Origin of the sequence: uncultured Bacteroides sp., from assembly GCF_902472605.1 — a bacterium.
GTDB lineage: Bacteria > Bacteroidota > Bacteroidia > Bacteroidales > Bacteroidaceae > Phocaeicola.
Genome location: NZ_CABROP010000071.1, coordinates 1 through 9,867, shown reverse-complemented (window position 1 = coordinate 9,867; position 9,867 = coordinate 1). Strand labels below are relative to the sequence as shown.

At 44.3% G+C, this 9,867-nt stretch carries 5 protein-coding genes; all 5 read left to right on the top strand.

Translation table 11 applies throughout. The features are described from left to right. Nucleotides 1-805 precede the first annotated feature (805 nt). The 5 genes from RDP42_RS12235 (at nucleotide 806) to RDP42_RS12215 (ending at nucleotide 9,815) form a co-directional block, all read left to right on the top strand. On the top strand, nucleotides 806-1,255 hold the full coding sequence (locus tag RDP42_RS12235) for a helix-turn-helix transcriptional regulator (protein WP_204479754.1): 450 nt from the start codon (nucleotides 806-808) through the stop codon (nucleotides 1,253-1,255). A gap of 94 nt (nucleotides 1,256-1,349) precedes the next feature. Next, nucleotides 1,350-2,126 carry a dihydroorotate dehydrogenase electron transfer subunit gene (locus RDP42_RS12230; RefSeq protein ID WP_308763914.1) on the top strand — a complete coding sequence of 259 codons (777 nt, stop codon included), beginning with the start codon at nucleotides 1,350-1,352 and terminating at the stop codon, nucleotides 2,124-2,126. Beyond that, a complete protein-coding gene (locus RDP42_RS12225) occupies nucleotides 2,114-3,025 on the top strand; it encodes a dihydroorotate dehydrogenase (protein ID WP_148329833.1) in 912 nt (303 codons plus the stop codon). The genes RDP42_RS12230 and RDP42_RS12225 overlap by 13 nt, the downstream gene beginning before the upstream one ends. A 730-nt stretch (nucleotides 3,026-3,755) precedes the next feature. Continuing rightward, a complete protein-coding gene (locus tag RDP42_RS12220; protein WP_308763912.1) occupies nucleotides 3,756-7,049 on the top strand; it encodes a helicase-related protein in 3,294 nt (1,097 codons plus the stop codon). A 12-nt stretch (nucleotides 7,050-7,061) separates the two neighbouring features. Then, nucleotides 7,062-9,815 carry an Eco57I restriction-modification methylase domain-containing protein gene (locus RDP42_RS12215; RefSeq protein WP_308763911.1) on the top strand — a complete coding sequence of 918 codons (2,754 nt, stop codon included), beginning with the start codon at nucleotides 7,062-7,064 and terminating at the stop codon, nucleotides 9,813-9,815. Nucleotides 9,816-9,867: the final 52 nt, after the last annotated feature.

Genomic DNA, 9,867 nt, shown 5'->3' with positions numbered 1-9,867 from the left:
CGTCTCAAAATAGAATTGCAAAAGTAAAAATCTTATAGATTGAAACTTAGAAGTAAAAAATCTCCTGCTTTGGCCCTTGTTTATTGCAATTATAGGACTAAAAGCAGGAGATTTTTATGTTGTAGCTTATAGATTGTAAGTGGCCCTATCTCTATTTTCTATTTTGAGACAGCCTCTTTTTTTCGTTTTCACGAGAATTGAAAAATCCGGAACAAAATACAAATGGACGTCAAATTTTGAATTCTCACGAGGTTTCCCTACAAACGGTCAATTACAAGTAGAATTGGAAGAAGAAAAATACAAAAGTAAACCTGCTTTCGTGCAGATTTGTATAATTTACATTTGTATTTACAACTTTTATACGCTACAAATGTAAATATTCCGTATCGAGTAGGGGAGTGATTACACTGATACAAAGTGTTTTACAAGAATAAACCGTTACATCTCTAAATGTAAACGAATAAATATAACATTCACTTTAATCATACATAATTAACTGATTACCAGCTATTATAAATCGAATTTCCACAAATCCATTCAAGAAAAAGAGGAAATAAGACGAATAAACTTCAATTTCACCCCAATATACACATGTATCAAACTATAAATAGCATAAAACCAGCAATATAACAATATAAGATAAAGTAAATTACAATTGTATTTACACTTGTATAGAAGCGAAATTATACAAATGGAATACGTATCTTTACATCTGTAATGATGTAAATTTAGATTTATAAATTTGCATTTCTAAATTTAAAGAATTACTTTTGTAATCAACAAACAAAGCCATTTCCATTTGTATATGAAGGACCGGATTCTAAAAATCATGCAAAAAGAGGGATTGACGAACGCCGAATTCGCCGAAAAAATCGGGATTTCCACCTCGTCACTGTCGCACATCTTCAGCGGGCGAAACAAACCGAGCCTGGAAGTCGTGATGCGCATCCACAAAGCCTGTCCGTATGTCAACATCAACTGGCTGCTCTACGGCGAAGGCGAAATGGAAGAAAGCGCTCCCGCCGTGACAGGCATGGACCTGTTCACCCAACCGCTTGAGAATCCGAAAAACACGTCCGACGAACCGGATTCTCCCGATTTTTGCAAGGAGGACGAGGTTCCCAAGGTGGTTTATCCCCCCAAAGAGATTATCAGAGAGGAAGTTAAGTACATCGAGAAGCCACATCCGAAGATTACCGAAATACGCATTTTCTTCGACAACGGCACCTACGAGGTCTTCAAACCCGAAAAATAACGCCTCGCACGGGAAAAAGCATCCCCCCGGGAGTTAGGCATATAAAAGGTAAATTCGTATCTTTGCGTAACAGAAACGAATTTACCTTTTTTATATGAAGAAATACATCTTAGATTTGACAGTCACCGAGAACCTTCGCCTGCATGCGAACTACGTTCTCATCAAGCTGACGCAAGAGGCTCCCTTGCCCGATATGCTTCCGGGACAGTTTGCCGAAATCCGGGTGGACGGCTCGCCGACCACTTTCCTGCGTCGCCCCATTTCCATCAACTATGTAGATAGAGAGAAAAACGAAGTGTGGTTCCTCGTCCAGCTCGTAGGCGACGGTACCCGTAAACTGGCCACCGTAGAGAAAGGCGACACGGTGAACGTGGTGCTCCCGCTGGGCAACGGATTCACGATACCGGATTCGCCCGACACCAAAGTGCTGCTCGTGGGCGGCGGCGTAGGTACGGCTCCCATGCTCTACCTGGGTGAAGCCCTCCTGAAACGGGGATGCAAGCCGACCTTCCTGTTAGGTGCCCGCTCACAGAACGACCTGCTCCAGCTGGAAGAGTTCAAAGCCCTCGGCGACGTGTACACCACCACCGAAGACGGCAGCATGGGCGAAAAAGGATACGTCACCATGCACAGCGTACTGAAAGAAAAACGATTCGACCTGATCTGCACTTGCGGCCCGAAACCCATGATGGTGGCAGTGGCCAAGTATGCCAAGGCAGAAGGCATCGAATGTGAAGTGTCACTGGAAAACACCATGGCCTGCGGCGTCGGCGCCTGCCTCTGCTGCGTGGAAAAGACCGACGAGGGACATGTGTGCGTATGTAAAGAAGGTCCGGTATTTAATATAAAGAAACTATTATGGCAGATTTAAGCGTAAACATCGGTAAATTGAACATGTCGAACCCGGTCATGACGGCATCGGGTACATTCGGATATGGACTGGAGTTCCAGGATTTCGTCGACCTGGAGAAAATCGGAGGCATCATCGTGAAGGGTACCACGCTTCACCATCGGGAAGGAAACCCTTATCCGCGTATGGCCGAAACGCCCATGGGTATGCTCAATGCCGTGGGACTGCAGAACAAGGGCGTGCATTATTTCGTAGACCACATCTATCCACAGATTAAAGACATCCGCACGAACATGATTGTGAACGTATCCGGCTCGCAAGTGGAAGACTATGCCGAAACGGCTTCCATCATCAACGAACTGGAAAACATCCCGGCCATCGAGCTGAACATCTCTTGCCCGAACGTGAAGCAGGGAGGTATGGCTTTCGGTGTGACGGCCCATGGAGCGGCCGAAGTGGTGAGCGCTGTGCGCAAGGTCTACAAGAAGACCCTGATTGTGAAACTGTCACCCAACGTGACCGACATCACTGAGATTGCCCGTGCTGCAGAAGGTGCCGGAGCCGACAGCGTGTCGCTCATCAACACCCTGCTGGGTATGGCCATCGACGCCGAGAAGCGCCGTCCGGTGCTGTCTACCGTGACCGGCGGTATGAGCGGTGCGGCCGTGAAACCCATCGCCCTGCGCATGGTATGGCAGGTAGCCAAGGCCGTGAAGATTCCGGTAGTAGGTCTGGGCGGTATCATGAACTGGAAGGATGCCGTGGAATTCCTGCTGGCCGGTGCCACTGCCATCCAGATTGGTACAGCCAACTTCATCGACCCAGCCATCACCGTGAAAGTGGCCGAAGGTATTAACGACTATCTGGACCGTCACGGATACAGTTCCGTACGCGACATCATCGGAGCACTGGAAGTCTGAAAACCGACTTTTCAGGGCCCGAAAAACAGGCATAAAAAAAACGTCCTTGCGTTCGTCACAAAACGCAAGGACGTTTTCTTTTAAACGCAAGTGCGTTTTACCTAAAACGCTTCGACGTTTTACTTCAAACGCAAAGGCGTTTGGATTGAAACGCACTTGCGTTTTTCTAGATGGTAAAAATCAGGATTTTTCAAGTCTAATATGGGGAAAAATAAAACCCCAAATTACGGATACGGTTGTCTGTTTATGTAATTAATCCGTTTTTATACACTTCTGAGTTGGAACAAACCGAATACTTTTATTACTTTTGCAAAGTTCAGTTCCAGCCTTTTTCTTTTGGAAAAGCCAGAAAACTGGACAAGACATATTGAAAGGCGTTTACTACGCTTTGGTTTTGACGATTAGAAATCCTGGAAAAATTTCAAATTGTAAGTCAAGAACAAAGCAACGTAAATGCCCCATGGGTGTGTTATATCCATACCTGTTATGCCCGATAGCCATAAGTGTATCTGTACGCCTGTGGTGGCTTCTGGCGTAAGGGTATGTTATATATACATATCGGCGTGGGGCTTCTGCGTTGCTCGTTTCGACTTACAGGGCAATTTCCAGGAGCCTCTAATCGTGAAGCGAGCGACAGTGCAGGGCTTCACGCTTTTTTTATGCCTTAACAATTGGTATTGAATCACACAAAGGATACCGGAGTCCTGATCCTTCCAAATGTTGTCGGACTGTGAGTACAAAGTTTTTCAACAACGAATCCGGCCATACGCTTTTCGATAAACTGAAAGGCATCTCTTCCGAAATGGTCACCTTCGACCGTTTCCTGGCTGTTGTCGGGTTCTTCCGCTCTTCCGGTTATTTCAAATTACGGAAAGAACTAGGCGACATCTCCGAAATAAAAATTCTGGTAGGAATCAACATCGACGATATTTTCCGCAAACACAACAAGGCCCTGCTCATGCTGGCTGATGAAGAAAAAGCCAAAGCCATTTATCAGGACGGCTTCAAGGAAGATATTATACAAGCCCGTTATGCTCCAGAAATAGAAGAAGGTATCCTGCAAATGTGTGACGACCTGGTATCAGGCCGTTTGCAAATGCGCATCCATGCCACCAAAAACCTGCATGCCAAATTTTACCTCTGTCTGCCTCAGCACCATAGCGAGCACAGTGACGGATGGGTGATTATGGGTTCCTCCAACATTTCTGAATCAGGACTTGGAGTGTCGCAGGCCCCTCGTTACGAACTGAATGTAGCCATGAAAGACTATGATGACGTACGGTATTGCTACGACGAGTTCAAGGCCTTATGGAATGAAGCAATTCCACTTACGGCAGATGACATAGAAACTTATAAAAAACATACCTATTTAGGCTGTCAACCCACCCCCTATGAACTATACATTAAAGTACTAATTGATACGTTCGGCGACCAGGTGGAAGACGATTTCTCCTTGCAACTACCTGAAGGAGTGAAAGACTTAAAATACCAGAAAGATGCCGTGATACAAGGTTTTCAAATGCTGATGAAACACAACGGACTTTTTCTGGCCGATGTGGTTGGATTAGGAAAGACCTTAATCGCTACCATGATAGCCAAACGATTTGTCGAAACAAACGGTCAAGACACAAATATCCTGGTCATCTATCCTCCTGCGCTTGAGGACAACTGGAAAAATACATTCAAGCAGTTCGGCATTTACAAGAAAACACAGTTCATTACTAACGGCAGCCTGAGCAAAGTGTTGGAAGGACGCGACCAGTACAAAGACAAAGAAGCATTCGATTTAATCATTGTAGACGAAGCCCACGGATTCCGCAGTGACACTTCCGGTAAATACGACGAACTGCAAAAGATATGCAAGTCACCCTGCGCACATACAGGACTACTTAAAAATAACCAGAAGAAAGTCATGCTTCTGTCGGCCACCCCTCTGAACAACCGTCCGGATGATTTGCAGAATCTTCTGCTGCTTTTTCAGAACAGCCGGCACTGTACTATCGACGGCATTCCAAATCTGAAAGCCTTTTTCTCACCACTCATTCAAGACTATAACAAGGTGATGCGAGAACGCGACCAACGAGATGTAACTACCGAAATAGACCGGATTTACGAACAAATACGCAATAAAGTAATAGACAAGATTACCATCCGTCGTACCCGGAACAATATTCTGAACGACCCGGACTATCGGGCCGACATCCGGTCGCAAGGCATCGTCTTTCCCGATATATTGCCGCCCAACGAGCTGGAATACCAAATGAGTGCGACTACCAGCCGTCGTTTCTATGAAACACTGAAACAGCTAACCGACGGAAAATCGCCCAGAAATCCCGGCGGTACGGGATTAGATTATGCCCGCTACCGTGCCGTTGAGTTCCTGAAACCGGAATATCGAAACAAATACAAAAATGCGGAACATATTGGTCAGACACTGGCAGGTATCTACCGGGTACACATGGTAAAACGACTGGAAAGCAGTTTCTACGCCTTCAAGCAATCTCTCCGTACTCTGCTTCGTATCACGACAGACATGATTAAGATGTTTCAGGAAAACAAAGTCATCATTGCACCCGACCTGAAAGTAAAAGACTTACAAGCAAAAGACATGGAACTGGACCAAATCATCGAATATGCCGTCGCCAAAGGATATGTAGCCGAAGACATTCTCTTTCCATCCGAAGCCTTCCAGCCCGGATTTCTTGAAATGCTCCGCCACGATAAAGAAATATTGGAGCAGTTAAATGCCGATTGGGAGAAAGAAAAAGCCGACCCGAAATTCGACCTTTTCGCCCAGCGGCTACAAAGAGAACTGCTGGATACAAAAATCAATCCGTCCGGCAAACTGGTTCTGTTCTCAGAAAGCGTGGATACCCTTACATACCTATATGGCCGCATCACCCAAGAGCTTGGAAGAAAAGATGTACTTATGGTAACCGCTGCCAACCGCAACCGACTGGGACAAACCATCAAGGAAAATTTTGACGCCAACTGGCCGACAGACACCGGGAAATACAATCTCCTTCTGACTTCTGATGTCCTGGCCGAAGGTGTAAACCTGCACCGGGCCAATGTAATTGTCAATTACGATTCTCCTTGGAACGCGACTCGGCTGATGCAACGTATCGGACGAGTAAATCGTATCGGCTCCTCGGCTCCCCATATATACAATTATCTGTTCTATCCGTCCCGGCAAGGCGACAAGGAAATACAACTTTACAAAAATGCCCTTGTCAAACTGCAAGGCTTTCATTCTGCCTTTGGAGAAGACGCCCAGATTTATTCCCGCGAAGAAATTGTCAGACAGTTCACACTATTCGACAGCGACATCAAAGACCATATTGACAAAAAAATCATGCTCCTACGGGAAATCAGGGAGATTTGCCGTAACAATCGCAGACTCTACCACAAAATCAAATCCTTGCCAATGAAAAGCCGTGTGCTACGCGATACAGGTAAGCACAACAGCCAATCTGTCATTTTCGTGTCGTCCAATGTCAAAACCGAGTTTTATCTCGCCACCAAATCCGGTGTAAAAGTGATTGATTTCTTGGAAGCCGTCCGCTACCTGAAAGCGCGACCGGAAGAGCAAGCCGTACCATTTACCGATGATACCCTCCATTACCGCCATGTAAACGAAGCACTTCTACTGTATCGGAAAGAATATGTAGAAGCAGCCGACACCGCTTCTATCCACCGAACGGACTTGGACCGGACCTCACTGGAGGCTCGAAACTTTCTGCGTACCGTCAAACAATTGGCAACGGATAGTGAACTCAAAGCACACTGTGACCTACTGACTGGCTACATCAACGAAGGGATCTATGCCCAATTGCCCCGACGCTTGAAAACATTGTCCCGTGAGTATAAGAACGAGCGTAGCCGCATCCGACAAGATGAATACAAACTCCAGTTATCCATCAGTCGATTGCTGGAAGACTATCGTATCCAAAATCGGGAACCTCGTCAAGACCAGCAGGAAATTTCAGCCCCACAAATCATCATCTCCGAAACATTCATCTAAAAAAGCATCTCTATGACACCCATTTATACCCATGATACCTTGCGGCAAATGTTTCAGTCTGCATTCCAACTCAGCGACTGGTATTCTCTTTTACAATACTTCTTCCATGCTACAGAATTGAAGAAGATTCCTGAAAGCCTTCATACGCCTCATGAAGAGGAAAAAGGATATTACCTGGGGAACATCGAGACCTCAGACAATTTCCGTGTGGGTTTGTTCTGCTATCAGATTCACAAAGGTTCAGTAGCCAACCGCCGTGTGGGGCTCCGTAACCTGGTCAAATCATTCATCAATCCGCAATGGGGAGAGTTTGATGCAGCCCTCGTAGTGTATGACAGCCATGACCACTGGCGACTGTCTTTTATCTGTGACATCAAGGAAGAATCCACGGCCCCGAAACGATATACCTACGTATTCGGCAGCAAAGACCTGCTGTACAGGACCCCGATAGAACGTCTACTTTATCTCCAGAAAAAAGGCATCTCATTTGAGAACCTGAAAACAGCCTTTTCCGTAGAAGCCCTGTCCGACGAATTTTTCGACCGCTACCGCGAACAGTATGCCGACTTCATACAGTACGTCACTGGCAAACGTTTTGTCAAATCAGGAAACAAGTGGGTGGAGAAGACAGTCGGTTCTCCCAACACCGCTTTAATGCAAGCCTTTGGATACGACGAGAAAAAGATACGTGACTACATAAAGAAAATGATGGGACGCATCACTTTCTTGCACTTTCTCCAGCGTAAAGGCTGGATGAACGGTGACCTGAACTATATGCAACATCTGTTTGAACGTTCCCATTATCAGGATGATTACTTGGATTCCGTATTGGAACCCTTGTTTTTCGGAATTTTGAATACCCGACCGTCGGAACGCGAAGATTTGTTTCATCAATATGGCTGGGATAAGTCCTTACTGGCCGAATGGAAGGATATTCCATACCTCAACGGTGGCCTGTTCGAACGTGATGCAGACGATGAGCCGGAAAGTGTGTTCCCCGCAGACTATTTTAGAAAGCTGTTCCAGTTCTTCAGTGAATACAACTTCACCATCGATGAAAACGACCCGAACGACGCTGAGGTGGGAGTTGATCCGGAAATGCTAGGTAAAATCTTTGAAAACCTGTTGGAAGACAATAAAGACAAAGGAGCGTTCTATACGCCCAAGGAGATAGTCCGCTACATGTGTCAAGAATCATTGATTGCCTATTTGGAGACCCATACTACTTTGGCTAAGGACAAGGTTCGTGCCTTTGTCCTTTCGCCTGAAGAAAGCGTGACCGACATTCCAGACAACAAGAAAGCCAAACTGCTCACCGCACTGGAAGAAATAAAAATATGCGACCCAGCCATTGGCTCCGGTGCCTTTCCCATGGGACTACTCAATGCATTGCTACATTGCCGAGAAGCCCTGAGTGGGGAACACTATGACCGTGCTGAATTGAAAAAGCAAATCATACAACGCAATATCTACGGGGTAGACATTGAAAAAGGAGCTGTCGACATAGCACGTTTGCGTTTCTGGTTGTCCATCGTAGTGGACGAGGAAACTCCTTCGCCACTCCCAAATCTAGACTATAAGATTATGCAAGGCAATTCTTTGATAGAAAGTTTTATGGGAGTAGATTTAAGCAAACTCACCTACGAGAAAGAACATAAAAAGGATAAAGGAGAAATTTCTCTCTTTGACAATGAGAAAAACCGCCTTCAAAAAACAGTCTCCCAACTGCTGACCGCTTATTATTCTTGCACAGACCATACTCGTAAAGTCCGCCTGCAACAAGAAATATCCGACACCATCAACCGCCAACTGGAAGCAGGCCTGGTAGACCAGGCCATCCTTGCCAAGCTAAAAGACATCAACCTAGCTGAAAACAACCAATTTTTCCTTTGGCATACCTGGTTTAGCGATGTATTCAACAGGGAAGAGGGGAAAAGCGGGTTTGATATTGTGATTGGGAATCCGCCGTATATTAGTTATTATTCACGACAGGCTGTAAGCATAGATGAAAAACTTCTTGAAGCTATAAAATCAGACATTTCATATATTTCAAATAAAAAAAAGAGAGGACGTTACCATTCAGTTCAATTCTTTATTTATCGAGGAGTTAAAATCTTTAATTCTAGAGGTATCTGTAACTTTATTATAGACTTGTCTTTCTTTGAGAAGCCATTTGCTAATTTACGCCACTTTATCTTATCTAAGTACTACATTAAAGAAATTGTATCAGGACTTACTGCATTTAAAAATGTATCAAGTGGACAACTAATTATATCTATTACCTCACAACAACAAAATCATCTATCTACATGGAAAGAAGATTTAAATGGAATTCCACAATATATTGATGTTTTATCCTGTTTAACATCAAAAGACTATTGTATATCAAGACCTAATCCATATAGTGCAATCCTAGAGAAAATAGAAAAGAATTCATACAATCTTAGTCAGATTTGTGAAGTGAGAACTGGGGTTAATATCGGAGGAGTAAAAAGTTTCTTTTTGTGTGATAATGAAAATTATCCACCTTATATTTCTGGAGGAAATAATGTACAATTATACCATATTAATTATCCAACAGAGCTACAGAAAAGACGAAAAGAAACGCATTTCAAATTTGATAAGAACATAGAAAAATATATATGGGAAAATAACCTAGGTACTCCATCTATTGGAGAAAATAATGAAAGATTCATCCGTCCTAAATTAATTATAAGACAAAGTGATACAAGAATAACAGCAGCAATTGATTTATATAATAAGTAACGTGAGTTCGATATAAGAATAAATATAATTTATTGAAAAATAGGAACATAGC

Coding starts and splice junctions, on each gene's coding strand:
- RDP42_RS12225 (WP_148329833.1), top strand. CDS start 2,114: ATGGCAGATTTAAGCGTAAACATCGGTAAATTGAACATGTCGAACCCG.
- RDP42_RS12235 (WP_204479754.1), top strand. CDS start 806: ATGAAGGACCGGATTCTAAAAATCATGCAAAAAGAGGGATTGACGAAC.
- RDP42_RS12230 (WP_308763914.1), top strand. CDS start 1,350: ATGAAGAAATACATCTTAGATTTGACAGTCACCGAGAACCTTCGCCTG.
- RDP42_RS12215 (WP_308763911.1), top strand. CDS start 7,062: ATGACACCCATTTATACCCATGATACCTTGCGGCAAATGTTTCAGTCT.